Annotated in this window: 18 protein-coding genes; 7 read left to right on the top strand and 11 right to left on the bottom strand. The window is 69.1% G+C overall.

The genetic code is table 11. The features are described 5' to 3' along the window. Window positions 1-87 precede the first annotated feature (87 nt). Window positions 88-1,428, bottom strand: coding sequence for a crotonyl-CoA carboxylase/reductase (gene ccrA, locus AJAP_RS07535; RefSeq protein WP_038509217.1), 1,341 nt, complete (start codon window positions 1,426-1,428; stop codon window positions 88-90). A 203-nt stretch (window positions 1,429-1,631) separates the two neighbouring features. Between ccrA and AJAP_RS07540 the strand changes: the two genes are divergently transcribed. Together AJAP_RS07540 and AJAP_RS07545 are read left to right on the top strand one after the other, a co-directional pair. Continuing rightward, window positions 1,632-2,000, top strand: a complete 369-nt coding sequence (locus AJAP_RS07540; protein WP_038509218.1) for an SPW repeat protein — start codon at window positions 1,632-1,634, stop codon at window positions 1,998-2,000. 16 nt (window positions 2,001-2,016) lie between these two features. Beyond that, window positions 2,017-2,580, top strand: coding sequence for a TetR/AcrR family transcriptional regulator (locus AJAP_RS07545; RefSeq protein WP_037341723.1), 564 nt, complete (start codon window positions 2,017-2,019; stop codon window positions 2,578-2,580). Here the strand turns inward: AJAP_RS07545 and mce are convergent. After that, window positions 2,574-3,023 (bottom strand): methylmalonyl-CoA epimerase, encoded by a 450-nt coding sequence (gene mce / locus AJAP_RS07550; protein ID WP_038509219.1) that lies wholly within the window; start codon window positions 3,021-3,023, stop codon window positions 2,574-2,576. The genes AJAP_RS07545 and mce overlap by 7 nt on opposite strands. 131 nt (window positions 3,024-3,154) lie before the next feature. Here mce and AJAP_RS07555 point away from each other — a divergent pair, with 131 nt between their 5' ends. Together AJAP_RS07555 and meaB are read left to right on the top strand one after the other, a co-directional pair. Then, window positions 3,155-4,336, top strand: a complete 1,182-nt coding sequence (locus AJAP_RS07555; RefSeq protein ID WP_038509220.1) for an acetyl-CoA C-acetyltransferase — start codon at window positions 3,155-3,157, stop codon at window positions 4,334-4,336. Between the two features lie 5 nt (window positions 4,337-4,341). Beyond that, on the top strand, window positions 4,342-5,310 hold the full coding sequence (gene meaB / locus AJAP_RS07560) for a methylmalonyl Co-A mutase-associated GTPase MeaB (protein WP_038509221.1): 969 nt from the start codon (window positions 4,342-4,344) through the stop codon (window positions 5,308-5,310). 4 nt (window positions 5,311-5,314) lie between these two features. Here the strand turns inward: meaB and AJAP_RS07565 are convergent, their stop codons facing one another. Beyond that, on the bottom strand, window positions 5,315-5,659 hold the full coding sequence (locus AJAP_RS07565; protein ID WP_038509222.1) for a beta/gamma crystallin domain-containing protein: 345 nt from the start codon (window positions 5,657-5,659) through the stop codon (window positions 5,315-5,317). Window positions 5,660-5,775: 116 nt separating this feature from the next. Continuing rightward, on the bottom strand, window positions 5,776-6,363 hold the full coding sequence (locus AJAP_RS07570) for a hypothetical protein (RefSeq protein WP_038509223.1): 588 nt from the start codon (window positions 6,361-6,363) through the stop codon (window positions 5,776-5,778). Between the two features lie 146 nt (window positions 6,364-6,509). On the opposite strand from AJAP_RS07570, the gene AJAP_RS07575 reads away from it, so the two are divergent. Further along, on the top strand, window positions 6,510-7,190 hold the full coding sequence (locus tag AJAP_RS07575; RefSeq protein WP_051972780.1) for a peptidylprolyl isomerase: 681 nt from the start codon (window positions 6,510-6,512) through the stop codon (window positions 7,188-7,190). 84 nt (window positions 7,191-7,274) lie between these two features. Here the strand turns inward: AJAP_RS07575 and pdxR are convergent, their stop codons facing one another. After that, window positions 7,275-8,654 carry a MocR-like pyridoxine biosynthesis transcription factor PdxR gene (gene pdxR, locus AJAP_RS07580; protein WP_038509225.1) on the bottom strand — a complete coding sequence of 460 codons (1,380 nt, stop codon included), beginning with the start codon at window positions 8,652-8,654 and terminating at the stop codon, window positions 7,275-7,277. A gap of 46 nt (window positions 8,655-8,700) precedes the next feature. On the opposite strand from pdxR, the gene AJAP_RS07585 reads away from it, so the two are divergent. Continuing rightward, entirely contained in the window at window positions 8,701-9,165 is a 465-nt protein-coding gene (locus AJAP_RS07585) for a carboxymuconolactone decarboxylase family protein (protein ID WP_016336647.1), read from the top strand. Beyond that, the gene (locus AJAP_RS07590; protein WP_038509226.1) at window positions 9,162-9,905 is read left to right on the top strand and encodes an isocitrate lyase/PEP mutase family protein; all 744 of its coding nucleotides are present in this window, start codon (window positions 9,162-9,164) and stop codon (window positions 9,903-9,905) included. The genes AJAP_RS07585 and AJAP_RS07590 overlap by 4 nt, the downstream gene beginning before the upstream one ends. 64 nt (window positions 9,906-9,969) lie before the next feature. On the opposite strand, the gene AJAP_RS07595 is transcribed toward AJAP_RS07590, so the two are convergent. The 6 genes from AJAP_RS07595 to AJAP_RS07620 form a co-directional block, all read right to left on the bottom strand. Then, window positions 9,970-11,598 carry a solute symporter family protein gene (locus tag AJAP_RS07595; RefSeq protein WP_038509227.1) on the bottom strand — a complete coding sequence of 543 codons (1,629 nt, stop codon included), beginning with the start codon at window positions 11,596-11,598 and terminating at the stop codon, window positions 9,970-9,972. Continuing rightward, window positions 11,595-11,936 (bottom strand): DUF485 domain-containing protein, encoded by a 342-nt coding sequence (locus tag AJAP_RS07600; RefSeq protein WP_038509228.1) that lies wholly within the window; start codon window positions 11,934-11,936, stop codon window positions 11,595-11,597. Before AJAP_RS07600 ends, AJAP_RS07595 begins: the two co-directional genes overlap by 4 nt. A gap of 67 nt (window positions 11,937-12,003) precedes the next feature. Beyond that, window positions 12,004-13,737, bottom strand: a complete 1,734-nt coding sequence (locus tag AJAP_RS07605) for a sodium/solute symporter (RefSeq protein ID WP_038509229.1) — start codon at window positions 13,735-13,737, stop codon at window positions 12,004-12,006. Further along, on the bottom strand, window positions 13,737-14,084 hold the full coding sequence (locus AJAP_RS07610) for a membrane protein (RefSeq protein WP_038509230.1): 348 nt from the start codon (window positions 14,082-14,084) through the stop codon (window positions 13,737-13,739). The genes AJAP_RS07605 and AJAP_RS07610 overlap by 1 nt, the downstream gene beginning before the upstream one ends. Then, window positions 14,081-14,851, bottom strand: coding sequence for a LytR/AlgR family response regulator transcription factor (locus AJAP_RS07615; RefSeq protein ID WP_038509231.1), 771 nt, complete (start codon window positions 14,849-14,851; stop codon window positions 14,081-14,083). The genes AJAP_RS07610 and AJAP_RS07615 overlap by 4 nt, the downstream gene beginning before the upstream one ends. After that, on the bottom strand, window positions 14,848-15,894 hold the full coding sequence (locus AJAP_RS07620) for a sensor histidine kinase (RefSeq protein ID WP_038509232.1): 1,047 nt from the start codon (window positions 15,892-15,894) through the stop codon (window positions 14,848-14,850). Before AJAP_RS07620 ends, AJAP_RS07615 begins: the two co-directional genes overlap by 4 nt. Window positions 15,895-15,917: the final 23 nt, after the last annotated feature.

Consider the following 15,917-nt stretch of genomic DNA (forward strand, 5'->3'; position numbering starts at 1 on the left):
CAAGGCTCATCCTTCTACCGTAGTCGAGCTGGAGTCACGGAAGGGTGAGCACCCACGCAACGCGCGGCGAAAGCGCGTTCTGGCGCGTTAAACGTTCCGGAAAGCGTTGATGCCGTCGATGTGCTTTTCGCGCAGCTCGTGGTTGCGGACACCCAGACCTTCTTCCGGCGCAAGGGCGAGCACACCGACCTTGCCCTGATGCGCGTTGCGGTGGACGTCCAGCGCGGCCTGACCGGTGTCTTCGAGCGCGTAGGTCTTCGACAGCGTCGGGTGGATCAGACCTTTCGCGATCAGCCGGTTCGCCTCCCACGACTCGCGGTAGTTCGCGAAGTGGCTGCCGACGATCCGCTTCAGGTTCATCCACAGGTAGCGGTTGTCGTATTGGTGCATGTAGCCCGAAGTCGACGCGCACGTGACGATCGTGCCGCCCTTGCGCGCGGCGTAGACGGAAGCGCCGAAGGTTTCGCGGCCCGGGTGCTCGAAGACGATGTCCGGGTCCTCGCCGCCGGTCAGCTCGCGGATCTTCTTGCCGAACCGCTGCCACTCCTTCGGGTCCTGGTTGTTTTCGTCCTTCCAGAACTTGTAGCCCTCGGCGTTGCGATCGATGATCAGCTCCGCGCCGAGCTTCCGGCAGATCTCCGCCTTTTCGGGGCTGGAGACCACGCACACCGGGATGGCGCCGCCGTTGAGCGCGTACTGCGTCGCGTAGGAGCCGAGGCCACCCGAAGCACCCCAGATCAGCACGACGTCGCCCTGCTTCATGTCGGCACCGTTGCGCGAGACGAGCTGGCGGTAGGCCGTGGAGTTCACCAGACCGGGGGAGGCGGCCTCTTCCCAGGTGAGGTGGTCCGGCTTCGGCATCAGCTGGTTCGACTTCACGAGCGCGATTTCGGCGAGCCCGCCGAAGTTCGTCTCGAAACCCCAGATCCGCTGCTCGGAGTCGAGCATCGTGTCGTTGTGCCCGTCCGGGCCTTCGAGTTCCACGTTGAGGCAGTGCGCGACGACCTCGTCGCCCGGCTTCCAGTTGTGCACGCCGGGGCCGGTGCGCAGCACGACGCCGGACAGGTCCGAGCCGACGACGTGATAGGGCAGGTCGTGGCGTTTCGACAGCGGCGAGAGCCGCCCGTAGCGCTCCAGGAACTTGAACGTCGAGACCGGCTCGAAGATCGACGTCCAGACGGTGTTGTAGTTGATCGCGCTCGCCATGACCGCGACCAGCGCCTCGCCGGGGCCGAGCTCCGGCACCGGGACCTCGTCCACGTGCAGCGACTTGCGCGGGTCCTTGTCCCGGCTTTCGAGGCCTTCGAACATGTCGGCCTCGTCCTTGTGCACGGTCACCCCGCGATAGGTCTCCGGCACGTCGAGCGACGCCACGGCGCCGAGGTCATCGTTCAGAATGGCCTGCTGGATCTCGCCGAGCTGCGACATCGAAACCTCCGCGATTGGGGTCATGGCGTTGGGGCCACAAATTACTCACGGGTAACCAAGTCCACAACTGTACGAGACGTGGAGCACGTCCACATCCCGAAGTGTTATCGACCGGTCTTGACCGGCCGGCCAACCAAGCGGACCATCGGACGTGGAGATCTCTCCGACCTGCAGGTTCAGCCGATTTTCGGAGGTGAGCACGCATGAATGAACCCACGACGCGCCCTTGGAGCCGTCCCCATGACTGGGCGGAGGTGGTCATCGGTGTCGTCGTCGCGCTTTCACCCCTCTGGATGACCACGGACAACACCGCCATGTGGACGCTCGTCGTCCTCGGCGCGCTGGTCGCCCTCGACGGTCTCGCGTCGCTTGCGATGCCTGGCATGGTCTACGGCGAAGGCATCCAGATCGTTCTGGGCGCGCTGCTGTTCATTTCGCCCTGGGTGATGGGATACGCCGACTTCATGGGCGCGTCCTGGACCGCTTGGATCGGTGGCGTCCTGACCGTGGTGGCCGGGGCGGCGGCGATGCCAATCGCCCAGGCGACGCACAAGACGGCGGGACAGCACTGACCCGGGAGGGAACGGCGTGAAAGAGGATTCGGCGAAACAGCGCATCCTGCGAGCCGCGGAGGCGCTCTTCGCCGAATCCGGTTTCGACGCCACGCCCACTTCGCGGATCGCGGAGCGGGCTGGCGTGCCGAAAGGCCTCGTGCACTACTACTTCCGGCGCAAGTCGGATCTGCTGGCCGCGCTGGTCGCCGAACTGCCCGACGCCCGGATCGAACCGGCCGTCGTGGTGGTCCCCGGCGACCTCGCGGGCAGCCTTCGCGGCCTCGTCGTGGAACTCGACAGGCGGTTCAACCGGTCGCTGGCGCTCTCACACCTGTTGTGGCGGGAAGCCGATACGCACCGCGCGGTCCGCGACGCGCTGGCCGAACGGTTCCAGCAGCTCGTCCGGCAGGTGAAGGCGGTGATCGTCGCCGCGACCGGCGGCAAACTCGCGATCGCCGACGTCGATTCGGCCTCGGGCCTGCTCGCGCGGGCGGTGAGCCACCGTCACGCGACGGCGCGGCACACCGAGGACGGGGACCCCGCCGAGATCGACCGCGAAGTCCTCTTCATCGCCTCGGCGCTGACGCGGGGTCAGTGACCGTCCTTCGCGGGCTCGACCAGTTCCACCAGCACACCGCCGGCGTCCTTGGGGTGGACGAAGTTCACCCGGCTGTTGGACGTGCCGCGTTTCGCCTCGGCGTAGAGCAGCCGGAGTCCCTGCGCGCGCAGAGCCTCGGCCGCAGCGTCCACATCGGACACTCGATACGCCAGCTGCTGCAGCCCGGGCCCGCTCTTCGCGAGGAACTTGCCGATCGCGGAATCGTCGCGCAGCGGCGCGAGGAGCTGGATCGCGGTCTCGGTCCCGGCGGTGCCCGGCGCGCGCAGCATCGCCTCGCGGACACCCTGCTCCTCGTTGATCTCCTCGTGCGCGACCTCCAGGCCGAAATGCTCGGCGTGGAAGGCGATCGCGGCGTCGAGATCGGGTACCGCGATGCCGACGTGGTCGATGGCCGTCACGAACGGTTTCAGCGCCTGGTTCATGCAGAGCAGGATAGGTGCGCGGGCGGGCGGACCGGCGTGCGCCGCCTCACACTGGCTCCATCAAGAGGCCCGCGACCCGGGTATGGTCGCGAAGACCCCCTTTGCCCTTGCGCCGATGCTTGGAGGACGCCGTGTCCGGTTCCGTGATCCTGGGTGCCGCCCGTACACCGATCGGGCGATTGCTCGGTTCCCTGAAGGATTTCTCGGGCGCACAACTCGGCGGATTCGCCATCAAGGCGGCGCTGGAGCAGGCCGGTGTCTCCCCGGACGCGGTCCAGTACACGATCATGGGCCAGGTGCTCACCGCCGGCGCGGGCCAGATCCCGGCCCGTCAGGCCGCGGTCGCCGCCGGTATCCCGATGAGCGTCCCGGCGCTGACCATCAACAAGGTCTGCCTCTCCGGTCTCGACGCCATCGCGCTGGCAGACCAGCTCATCCGCGCGGGTGAGTTCGACCTGATCGTGGCCGGTGGCCAGGAGTCGATGACCCAGTCGCCGCATCTGCTGCCGAAGTCCCGCTCCGGGTTCAAGTACGGCGACACGACCCTCGTCGACCACATGGCCTACGACGGTCTGTTCTGCGCCTTCGACCAGGTCGCGATGGGCTCTTCGACGGAGAAGTACAACAGCCGCTACGGGCTCACCCGCGAGCAGCAGGACGAGTTCTCCGCGCGTTCGCACCAGCGTGCCGCCGCCGCGATCGCCGAGGGCCGCTTCGACGCCGAGATCGCGCCGGTGTCGATCCCGCAGCGCAAGGGCGACCCGGTCGTCTTCTCCCAGGACGAGGGCGTCCGCGCCGACACCACCGCCGAAGGCCTCGCGAAGCTGCGTCCCGCCTTCGCCTCCGACGGCACCATCACCGCGGGCTCGGCCTCGCAGATCTCCGACGGCGCGGCCGCGGTCATCGTCGCGAGCAAGGCCAAGGCCGAGGAGCTGGGCCTGACCCCGCTCGCCGAGATCGGCGCGCACGGCGTGGTCGCCGGCCCGGACGCCAGCCTGCACGAGCAGCCGTCGAACGCGATCCTGGCCGCGCTGGCCAAGGAGAAGCTGACCGCGGACGCGCTCGACCTCGTCGAGATCAACGAGGCGTTCGCCGCCGTCGGCCTGGTCTCGGCCGACAAGCTCGGCGTGAGCGCGGACAAGGTGAACGTCGACGGTGGCGCCATCGCCCTCGGTCACCCGATCGGCGCGTCCGGCGCGCGGCTCGCCGTGCACCTGATCCACGAACTCCGCCGTCGCGGCGGCGGCCTCGGCGCGGCCGCCCTCTGCGGTGGCGGCGGCCAGGGCGACGCGCTGCTCCTCCGCGTCCCGTAAAGCCCTTGCCGGTACAGCTGGACATCGACGAACTGGTCGGTCGCGCGCGGGACGGCGTCCCCCGCGCGATCGCCCGGTTGTTGTCGCTGGTCGAGGACGCCCATCCGCGGTTGCCCGAGGTCGCGGCGAAGCTGACGCCGCACACCGGGAACGCGCGGATAGTCGGCCTGACCGGGCCACCCGGTGTCGGTAAGTCGACATCGACTTCCGCGCTGCTCACGGCTTTACGGGCGAAAGGCCTGCGCGTCGGCGTACTGGCGATCGACCCGTCGTCGCCGTTCTCCGGCGGCGCGCTGCTCGGCGACCGGATCCGGATGACCGAACACGCCACCGATCCCGGCGTGTTCATCCGGTCGATGGCCACGCGCGGCCATCTCGGCGGGTTGTCGTGGGCGACGCCGCAGGCCGTCCGGGTACTCGACGCGGCCGGGTTCGACGTCGTGCTGATCGAGACCGTCGGCGTCGGTCAGTCCGAAGTGGACGTCGTGAAACTGGCCGACACCACCGTGGTCCTGCTCGCGCCCGGGATGGGCGACGGGATCCAGGCGGCGAAGGCCGGTGTGCTGGAGATCGCGGACGTGTTCGTGGTCAACAAGGCCGACCGCGAGGGCGCGGACGCGACCGTGCACGACCTCAAGCAGATGATCTCGTTGGTACGCCGGGAGATCCGCGGTCCGAGCTGGCGTCAGCCGATCGTGCGAACGGTGGCGTCGCGCGGCGAAGGCGTCGAGGACGTCGTCCGCGCGCTCGACGAACACCACGATTGGCTGGTCCGGCGCGACGAACTGCCCCGCCGTCGTGCGGCGCGGGCCCGGGACGAGGTCGAGGCGATCGCCGTGCAGCGGTTGCGCGCGGAAATCGTCGACCTGCGTTCCGGGGACCGGCTCACCGAATTGGCCGAACGCGTGGTCGCGCGGAAACTCGACCCGTTCGCGGCGGCCGAAGAACTCATCGGAGATCTTCGCGGTTCGTGAGGGTTCAGAGGATTTCGATGACGCGGACCTTCGGCGGCCGGTTCGGGAAACTGATGTCGGTCCACCGGTTGATGCGCACGTCGGCGCCATTGCTGTCGTAGTACATCAGGTCGTTGTTGCCGGTGTAGATCCGGTCGATCCACCAGCCGCCGAAACCGATCCGCCCGCGGTTGGCGTAGCAGTCGACGCTGCTGCTCCCGCCGAGATGCGACCAGATCTTCAGGAAGTTCTCCCCATCGCGGCAAGGGATGTGGTCGATGGCGAACGAGGTGCCGGTCGGGGCGAGCAGGCTGAACGCGGCGGCAGCGGCGGCCGCCACGGTCAGGACGCGTTTCTTGATCGAGAACACGGAATTCTCCTTTAGTCGTGGAAAAGGAGCCTGTGCTTCGAGCATCTCGATCACCGGTGACGCATGTCAATTTCCCGGTACGCCGGGACAGGCAACTCTGGTCTTACGGGCAGCGGTCAGAATTCGACGTACATCTTGATGTCGCCGAAGTCGCTGTCGAGATTGTCCAGATGGGCGATCGCGTCCTCCTTCCAGACTTCGAGCTGGTTCGTCTCGCCGTAAGTGAGCTGTTCGCCGTCGGCCACCTTGTGGGCGTACGTGGTGATCGTGACGGTCTGCCCCCGGCAGAACTCGACCCGCTCCAGGAACCTGTCCGCCATGTCGGGATCGAAGACGCGGCCCATCCGGACGTAGCCGTTGTTGATGTGCTCCTCGCAGTAGAAGTGCGCCGCCGCCGAGGCGATCCACTCGGTCAGCGACGGTTCGCGCGGCGGCCACTTCTCCCGGACGTGCGATTTGATCTCCCTGGCGAGGCGGATGACGCGGCGCCGTTCGAGGTCGGTCAGCCCGTCCTCCTTGCGGAAGTCGAGGATCATGTCGTCGACGACCTTGGCGAGCCTGAGCATGCGCGGTTTGTCGAGTTCGGCCGGTTTCTCCGGCGGCAGCCCCGCCATGACCCGCTCGTGCACGAGGACGTACTGCGTGTACGCGTACAGGAAGGTCAGGGCGTTCAGCTGCCATTGGTGTCGTTCGGCGATCTCCACGGCTTCGACCCTAACCGCGGACCTACTTCCGGACCTGTGTGAGCGCCGGGGATTCACCCTATGCTCTCTTCTTCGTCCACGGCTGGGAGGCAGGAACCGTGCAGAGGATCGCGAAGGTCTTTGTGGCAGTGCTGGGAGCCGGGCTGATGCTCGCGGCCGGCACCGGAACGGCGTCGGCGGAAGGCGCGCCGCCGAAGGTCACGAAGGGGCCGTGCCAGTACACGCAGACGCCGGACGACCCGGCCGCGCGCCCGGTCCCGCTGCCGCCGGACCCCCGTCGGACGCCGGACCGGGGCAAGGTCCCGGTACAGCTGAAGACGAACCAGGGCACCATCGATCTGACCCTCGATCGGGCGAAGGCGCCGTGCACGGTGCAGAGCTTCCTGCACCTGGCGAAGCACCGGTTCTACGATCGCACGACGTGTCACCGGCTGACCGCGTACCCGACGTTGAAGGTGCTGCAATGCGGTGACCCGAGCGGCACCGGCGAGGGCGGCCCCGGCTACAAGTACAAGGACGAACTGCCCGTCGGCCTGCCGCCCGCGCCGACCGACCCGACCGGTGAGCGCAAGGTGTATTCGCGCGGCGTCCTCGCGATGGCCAACGCGGGCCCGGCGACGAACGGGAGCCAGTTCTTCGTGGTGTACGGCGACTCCGCGCTGCGGCCGAACTACACGATCTTCGGCACCGTCGGGCACGAAGGCCTCGAAACCCTCGACGACGTCGCCGCCGGTGGCATCCAGCCGACTCCGGAGAACCCCGCCCCGGTCGACGGCGCCCCGGTGCTGAAGACCGACATCCTCCGGGCGCGTGCCTGGTTCTGCTAGGTGACCCCACGCATTAGTCCTCTGAATGCGGTAGTTCGCGATGCCAACTACCGCATTCAGAGGGCGAAACGCGGGAGGCGAGGGTCAGGTGACCTCGAAGATGGCCTCGCGCAAGGCCTGGGTGGCGCCGCCGAAAGCGTGCTTCGCGGCGGCGCCGTACCCGATGATGAGCCCCTCGCGCTGCGGCTCGCCGATCCAGTAGCCGCTGAGGCCTTCGAGCCCGATCGCGCGACGGCGGCAGGCGGCCAGCACCTCCATCTCCCTCGGGACCTCGCCGGGGAACTGGAGCACCAAATGCAGACCGGCGGAGATCCCTTGCGGCAGCACGGAATCCGGCAGGGCCGCGAGCAGCTTGTCCCGTCGGGAGCGGTACTCGATCCGGCAGCGGCGGATGTGCTGGTCGTAGGCGCCCGATTCGATCAGTTCGGCCATCGCCAGCTGATCCAGTAGCGCGGGCCGTGCCCCGCTCTCGGCCAGCGCCGTGCGCACCGGTTCGACCAGGAACCGCGGCAGCACCATCCATCCCAGGCGTAGCGACGGCGCGAGCGTCTTGCTCGTCGTGCCCACGTACACGACCCGTTCCGGCGCCAGCGCCTGCAACGCGCCGACCTGCTGGTGGTCGAACCGGAACTCGCCGTCGTAGTCGTCTTCGATGACGACGGCACCGGTTTCCTCCGCCCACCGGGTGAGTTCCGCCCGTCGTCCCGGGGCGAGCGTGACGCCCAGCGGGTACTGGTGCGCCGGGGTGACCACCACCGCCGGACTGTCCAAAGAGGACACGGTGATCCCATGGTCGTCGACGGGGACGCCGACCACGCGGGGGCCGTTGGCGGCGGCGATGTTCCGGTAGATGTGCAGCGACGGGTTCTCGAACGCGATTTCGTCCGCGCCGCGCGCGTGCAGGACCCGCGCCAGGATCGCGATCGCGTGCGAAAACCCGGAGCACACCAGGATCCTCGCGGGGTCGGCGATCACGCCGCGGCTGCGGGCGAGATAAGCGGCGAGCGTCTCCCGCAGTTCCGCCGCGCCGGATTCGGCCGTGTAGTCGAACGCCGTCATCGGCGCCCGGTGCAAGGCCCGGCGGGTGGCCGCGAGCCAGGCGGCGCGGGGGAACGCGGACAGGTTCGGCCTGCCGGGCCGCAGATCCCAGCGCGGCGCCGGGTCGCGGGGGACGGGCCTCGGCGCCGACGCGGGCAGCGCGCCCGCCGTCGCGACGCGGGTCGGGGCGCCCTGCGCCGTCCGCAGGTAGCCCTCGGCGGCGAGATCGGCGTAGACGCGGGTGACCGTTCCCCTGGCGACGCCCAGGTCCTGCGCCAATGCCCTGGTCGAGGGCACCGCTGCGCCAGCTTGCCAGCGTCCGTCCCGGATCGCCGCGCGGATGGCCGTCGCGAGCCCGGTCCGGCCGCTTTCGGGCCGCCAGTCCAGGTGGACGTCTATTCCCGAACTGGACCACGAATCTGCCATGACACTGGACCATACTCGTGGGCCAGTCGCCGCTAGATTCGCAGTCATGACCGAGCGAATCCACGTGGGCAAACGAGTGCCCGAGATCTACCAGGCCATGGCGAAGCTCCAGGCCGAAGTCGAGAAGGCCGCCGCCAACGCGGGCGTCGACCAGAAGATCCTCGAACTGGTGAAGATGCGCTCGTCGCAGATCAACCACTGCGCGTTCTGCCTCGACATGCACTCCCACGACGCGTTGCAGATGGGCGAGTCGCCGCGGCGGCTGTTCGTGCTGCAGGGCTGGCGGGAGACCGAACTGTTCACCGAGCAGGAGCGTGCCGCGCTCGCGCTCACCGAGGCGATCACGAACGTCGCGACCCTGCACGACGTCCCGGACGACGTCTACGAAGAGGCCACGCGCGTCTTCACCGAGGAGCAGTACCGCGCCATCGTCTGGGAGGCGATCGCGATCAACAGCTGGAACCGGATGTGCGTGACCAGCCACGCGCCGCTGCCCGAGCGCGCCGAATGACCGCGGCGCGGCTGCGAGAACTGCACGTCGCGGGCGAGCCGCTCCTCCTGCCGAACGCGTGGGACGCCGACAGCGCGCGTCTCGTGGAGGCCGCCGGGTTCCCGGTCGTGGCGACGAGTTCGTTCGCCGTGGCCAAGGTCCTCGGGTACGACGACGGGGAGGACGCGCCCGCCGACGAGATGTTCGCGGCGGCCGCGAGGATCGCGCGGGCGGTCTCGGTGCCGGTGACCGTCGACGCGGAAGGCGGGTACGGGCTCGAAGCGGGAGAACTCGCGGCGAGGCTGACCGAGGTGGGCGCCGTCGGCTGCAACTACGAGGACACCGACCATGCGTCGGGCGGCGTCCTCCCGGTGGAGACACAGGCGGAACGGGTCGCGAAGTTGCGCGAGGCCGCCGGGGACGCGCTGGTGATCAACGCCCGCGTCGACGTCTTCCTCGGCGCGGCCGACGAGCGGGCGGTCCTGGACGACGCGATCTTGCGGGCGAAGGCGTATCTGGAAGCCGGGGCGGACTGCGTCTACCCGATCATGGTGAAGTCGCCGGAAGTGCTGGGCGAGTTCGTGAAAGCGGTGGCGCCGGGGGCGGTCAACGCTTCTCCGATGCCTGCGGGCCCTGATCTCTCCGCGCTCGCTGCACTGGGGGTGGCGCGGATCTCGCTGGGCACCGGGCTGTGGAAGTCGGCGAGGGCCGGTCTCCGCGCGAAGCTGGCCGAACTGACGGCGGGGAAACTGCCGTACTGAAGGGGAATGGGAACCGGGGCGGTGCGGCCGGGGGCGTTGGATGCCGGCCGCACCGTCCCGGCGACTAGTGGGCGACGGCCTTTTCGGCGCCCGCTCCGGTCAGGGACCGGACCTCCATCTCCGCGTACTTCTTCTGGTTGTGCTCCTTGGATAGCACGGTCCCGAGCCAGCCGAGGAAGAACGCCACGGGGATCGAGACGATGCCGGGGTTGTCCAGCGGGAACCAGTGGAAGTCGACGCCCTGGATCATCGAGGCGCTCTTCCCGGTCTTGGCGTCGACAGGCTTCCCCGAGACGGCGGGCGAGAACACGATCAGCAGGATGCAGACCGCGAGACCGCCGTAGATGCTCCACAGCGCGCCTTGGGTGTTGAATCGCTTCCAGAACAGCGAGTAGAGGATGGTCGGCAGGTTCGCCGACGCCGCCACCGCGAACGCGAGCGCCACCAGGAACGCGATGTTCTGCCCGTTGGCGAGGATGCCGCCGAGGATCGCGACCGCGCCGATCACCAGCGCGGTGATCCTGGCGACCTTCACCTCCGAAGCCGGGGTCGCCTTGCCCTTCTTGATCACGTTGGCGTAGACGTCGTGCGCGAACGACGCCGACGCGGTGATCGTCAGTCCCGCGACCACGGCGAGGATCGTCGCGAAGGCGATCGCCGCGATCAGGCCGAGCAGGATCGGGCCGCCGAGTTCCAGCGCCAGCAGCGGGGCCGCCGAGTTCACGCCACCGGGAGCGGCCTTGATCTTGTCCGCGCCGACCAGCGCGCCGGCGCCGTAGCCGAGCACCAGGGTGAACAGGTAGAAGACGCCGATCAGGCCGATCGCCCACACCACGGAACGACGGGCTTCCTTCGCCGTCGGCACCGTGTAGAAGCGCATCAGGACGTGCGGCAGGCCCGCGGTACCGAGGACCAGCGCGATGCCCAGCGACAGGAAGTCGAGCTTCGTCGTGCCGGTCTTGCCGTACTGGTTGCCCGGCCCGAGCAGCGCCTCACCGGCCTTGCCCGCCTTGTCCACCGCGCCCTGCAGCAGCGAGGAGAGGTTGAAGCCGTACATGCCCAGCACCCACAGCGTCATCGCCAGCGCGCCGACGATGAGCAGCGCCGCCTTGATGATCTGGACCCAGGTGGTGCCCTTCATCCCGCCGATGAGCACGTAGGCGATCATGATGATGCCGACGATCACGATGATCGCGGCCTGCCCGGCCTTGCTCTCGATCCCGAGCAGCAACGCGACGAGGCCACCGGCGCCCGCCATCTGCGCGAGCAGGTAGAAGAACGACACGGCCAGGGTGGACGTCGCCGCCGCGGCCCGCACCGGGCGCTGCTTCATCCGGAACGCCAGCACGTCGCCCATGGTGAACTTGCCGGTGTTGCGCAGCAGTTCCGCGACCAGCAGCAACGCGACCAGCCACGCCACCAGGAAGCCGATGGAGTAGAGGAAACCGTCGTAGCCGTAGACGGCGATCGCGCCCGCGATCCCGAGGAACGACGCGGCGGAAAGGTAGTCGCCCGCGATGGCGACGCCGTTCTGCGGACCGGTGAACGCGCGGCCGGCGGCGTAGTAGTCCGACGCGGTCTTCGTGTTGCGGCTCGCCCGGAACACGACGAACAGCGTGACCACCACGAACAGGCCGAAGATGGTGATGTTGAGTACGGGGCTGCTGCCCTCGACTCCGGCGGCGAGGGTCATTTGGCCTCACTCTCGATGTCCGTGCGGATCTTCTCCGCGATGGGGTCGAGTTTCTTGTTCGCGTAGCGGACGTAGAGCCCCGTGATCACGAAGGTCGAAACGAACTGCAGCAGACCGAAGACCAGCCCGACGGTGATGTTGCCGACCAGCTTCGTGCTCATGAAGCCGTGCGCGTAGTCGGCGAGCAGCACGTAGAGCAGGTACCAGAGGAGGAACAACGCCGAGACGGGGAAGACGAACCGGCGCAACCGAGCCCGCAGTTCCTTGAACTCCGCGCTGTCATGGGCTTTGTCCCAGTCGACGTCGGGCGGACTGGGAGTGTCCGTTTCGGTACTCATCGTGCTCTCCTCGCGCCGCGAATGTGTTCCGCGACACGTTAAGGAGAGGTCAAGGAGACCGGAACCTTCAGCGGTTCAAACGTCTGCCGAGACGACGAACGGTCGACGAACGGTGGTCGGACCACGACGAAGGGGTCTCGGCCGTGCGATCGTCCAAATGCAGCCGCAGCATCGCGGCCGTGGACCAGGCGGGAGGCCTGCCCCGCCAGGAAACCACGATCATTACGCCGAATGCCAGCGGAACCGACCAAGGCGCGGGCTGCGACACCAGGATCGCGGGCAGGCCGCTCAGGCTGGGGACGAACAGGGCCACCAGGATCGAGCCCGAAGACGCGACGAGCCCGGCGAGGACACCGCTGATCGCGCCCGCGGCGGTGAGCCGGTTCCACCAGATGCCGAGCACCAGCAACGGGCAGAACGTCGACGCGGCCACGGTGAAACCCCAGGTGACGAGGACACCCGCGTCCAATCTGGCCGACGGCAACGCGAGCAGGACCATCACCGCCGCCGCGCCGAGTACCGACCATCGCAGTCTCCTCAGGCCGCCGGGCGCGAGGTCGTGCGCGACCGCGCCGGAGATCACCAGCAGCAATCCGAGCGACGTCGCCAGGAACGCGGCGAACGCGCCCGCCGTCAGCAGCCCGGTGAACAGCGATCCCGCCCAGCCGTCGTCGATCTGCGCCGGTAACGCGACGACGACCGTGTCCGTCGCGCCGGAGACGTACAGCTCGGGCACCAGCACCCGGCCGAAAACGCCGTAAACCCCTGGGAACAGGTAGAAGACGCCGAGCAGGGCGACGGTGATCGCCGCGGTCCGGCGGGCGGCGCGGCCGTCCGGGCTGGTGTGGAAGCGCATCAGGACATGCGGCAGGCCCATCGTGCCGAGCATGGTGGCGATCAGGATGGCCCACGTGCCGAGCAGCGGATAGCCCTGGTCGCCGAGGTCGAGCAGCGGCCGTTGCCAGTCCGGCCCGCCGAGCGGGGCACCGCCCCGGACGGCGGGAACCGGGGTCCCTTCGGCGAATTCCAGGGTCTCGCCGCTCCTGGCAACCAGCTCACCCGGTGGCACGACATGCTTTTCCGGCGTGAGCAGGGTGGTCGGCTCGCGCAGGGTCAGCGTCACGTCGATCTCGAAGGACAGCCGGGTGTCGCGGGCGAAGTGGCTGAATTCCACCGGATGCACCGAAGCCGACCGCTGCTCCGGGGACACCTGGGAGACCAGCCAGATCGCGGGAACGATGAACAGCAGCAGTTTCAGCACGAACTGGAAGGCCTGGACGTAGGTCGCCGCACGCATCCCGCCGAGCGCCAGTGTCGCGCTGACGGCGGTGCCCGCGATGACGACACCGACCCAGTACGGCGTCCCGCCGACCGCGGTGAGCACGAGCCCCGCCGTACGGAATTGCGGTACCAGGTAAAGGGTTCCGATCACGAGGACGACCACGGCGGCGAGGCGGCGCAGGGCGGGGGAGGCGAGCCGCGCTTCGGCGAAGTCCGGGACGGTGAGCGCGCCGGAGCGCCGCATCGGTGCCGCGACGAGCACCAGCATCGCGATGTACCCGGCGGTGAACCCGACCGGATACCAGAGCGCGCCGATCCCGTCCTTCACCACCAGCCCCGCGACGCCGAGGAACGACGCCGCGGACAGGTATTCGCCGGAGACCGCGGCGGAGTTGACCAGCGGTGAGATCCGGCGCGAGGCGACGAGGAAATCCGACGTCGTGCGCATGGCCGCGACCCCGCGCAACCCGATCAACAGGGTGACCAGCACGACCGGGGCCACCGAGAGCGCCGCGACCACTATTCGTCCTCGATCTTTTCCGCCCGGCGCAACTGCCACCACGACAGCAGGGCCATGGCCGGGTACGGGAGGATCGCGATCATCAGCCAGGACAGCGGGATTCCCGCCAGCCGCACCGAATCCAGCCCGGGGAAGATCCCGAACACCAGCGGGAGCCCGAAGACCAGCCCGAACATCCCGGCCAGCGCGGGGAGTCCGCCACGGCGCTGGGCGCGGTACAGCAGGTCCGCGCGCTCGGCGTCGCTCGCCGCCAGCCGGGGGACGCGCCAGCGGCCGCGTGCCCGGGGCCGCGACCGCGCGAGCCGGGTCTGCGGGCTGGTGACGGCGACCCGTTTGACGCGGCTCACGGGCGGCCTCCCCGGCCCAGTTCCCCGCGTTGCGCGGCTGCGAGTAGCCGATCCCGCAGGTCGCGCGCGTGGCGGCGGCTCACCGGCACGTCACCCGCCTCCGTATGCGCCAGCAGCCCGCCGGTGGTGTCGCTGCGCAGTTCGAGCACCGCGTCCACGGCGAGCAGGAAACCCCGGTGGACACGGGTGAATCCCGTTCCCTCCCAATACTCTTCGAGCCGGGAGATCGGCATCCGCGTGACATGCACGCCGGATTTCGTGTGCAACCGGACGTAATCGCCGTGCGCCTCGACGAACTGGACGTCGTCGCGCCGGACGTACCGGGTGCGCCCGCCGGATTCCACCGGCAGCGCGGACATCGCGTCCGGCGCGGGTTTCGGCTCGTCGGCCTGGTTGCCCGCCATCCGGACCACTTTGGACAGTGCGGCGGACAGCCGTTCCGCGCGGACCGGTTTGAGCAGGTAGTCGACCGCGCCGATACCGTACGCCGCCACGGCGTGCCCGTCGTGCGCGGTGACGAACACGATCACCGGCGGTTCGTTGAGCCGCGCCAGCAGGGAGGCGAGTTCGAGACCGTCGAGTCCCGGCATGGAGATGTCGAGGAACACGGCGTCGAAATGACTGCCCTGCAACAGCTTGAGCGCGTTGACCGCGTCACCCGCGGCGACCACTTCGGCGACTTCCGGAGCTTCGCGCAGCAGGCTGCACAGCTCGTCGAGGGCGGGCGGGACGTCGTCGACCGCCAGCACCCGCAGCCCGTTCGTCACGGCAGCACCCCCGGCTGGAACCGGGGCACCCGCACCACGACCCTGGTACCCGCGCCGGACTCGGTCTCCACCGTCAGGCCGTACCAGGGGCCGTAGACGCTGCGCAGCCTTCTGTCCACATTGGCCAGTCCGACGCCGCCGTCGTCGCCACGCCCGGCCAGGATCGCCGCCGCGCGTGCGGGGTCCATGCCGACACCGTCGTCCTCGACGCTGATCACGCAGTCGTTCCCTTCCGCCATTCCCTGAACCTGGATGAACCCCGCCTCGGCGCGTGGCTCGATCCCGTGCCGGATCGCGTTCTCCACCAACGGTTCCAGCACGAGGTACGGCACCGCGACGGCCAGCACCTCCGGCGCGACGCGCACCTGCACGCGTAGCCGTTCGCCGAGCACGGCGCGCTGCAACGCCAAGTACGTCTCGATGGCGCGGAACTCCTCGGCGACCATCGTGTACTCGCCGTGCCGCGCGAGGCTGTAGCGCGTGTACTCGGCGAAATCGAGCATCAGGTCGCGGGCGCGGTCCGGATCGGAGCGGACCAGCGAGGAGATCACGGTGAGCGCGTTGTAGACGAAATGCGGCGAGATCTCGGCCCGCAACGCCCGCAGTTCCGCCTCGGCGGCCTGCTCGGCGGAGGCCTCCAGCCTGCCGCGTTCGAGCGCGTGGACGACGAGTTCGACGGCCTGGCGGGCGACGGCGTTCGTGGTTTCGGTGACCAGGAGGACCCCGGCCAGTTCGTCGTGGACGTGCAGGGGCATCGCCAGCAGCCCGGGTTCGGACACCGGTGTCTCGGAGTGGAGGACCTCGTCGAGCGCCGCGACCACGACGTCGTCGGCGGCCGGTCGGCCCGACCAGATCAGCGAGCCGGAGAGGTCGGTCAGCCCGAGGCCGGGGACGTCGAACAGCCGTCGGAGGCCGTGCGCCGCGTGGCGGGCGCGGGGCCCGGCGAGGCCGTCCATGAGGTCGTCGGAAACGCGCTGGGCGGCGGCGAGCACCGGCACCGGATCCGCGCTCGCGGCCGGACGCCAGGGCAGACGGGTGGTCATCCGGCCTCCTCCACGACGTCGGG

The organism is Amycolatopsis japonica, assembly GCF_000732925.1.
GTDB lineage: Bacteria > Actinomycetota > Actinomycetes > Mycobacteriales > Pseudonocardiaceae > Amycolatopsis > Amycolatopsis japonica.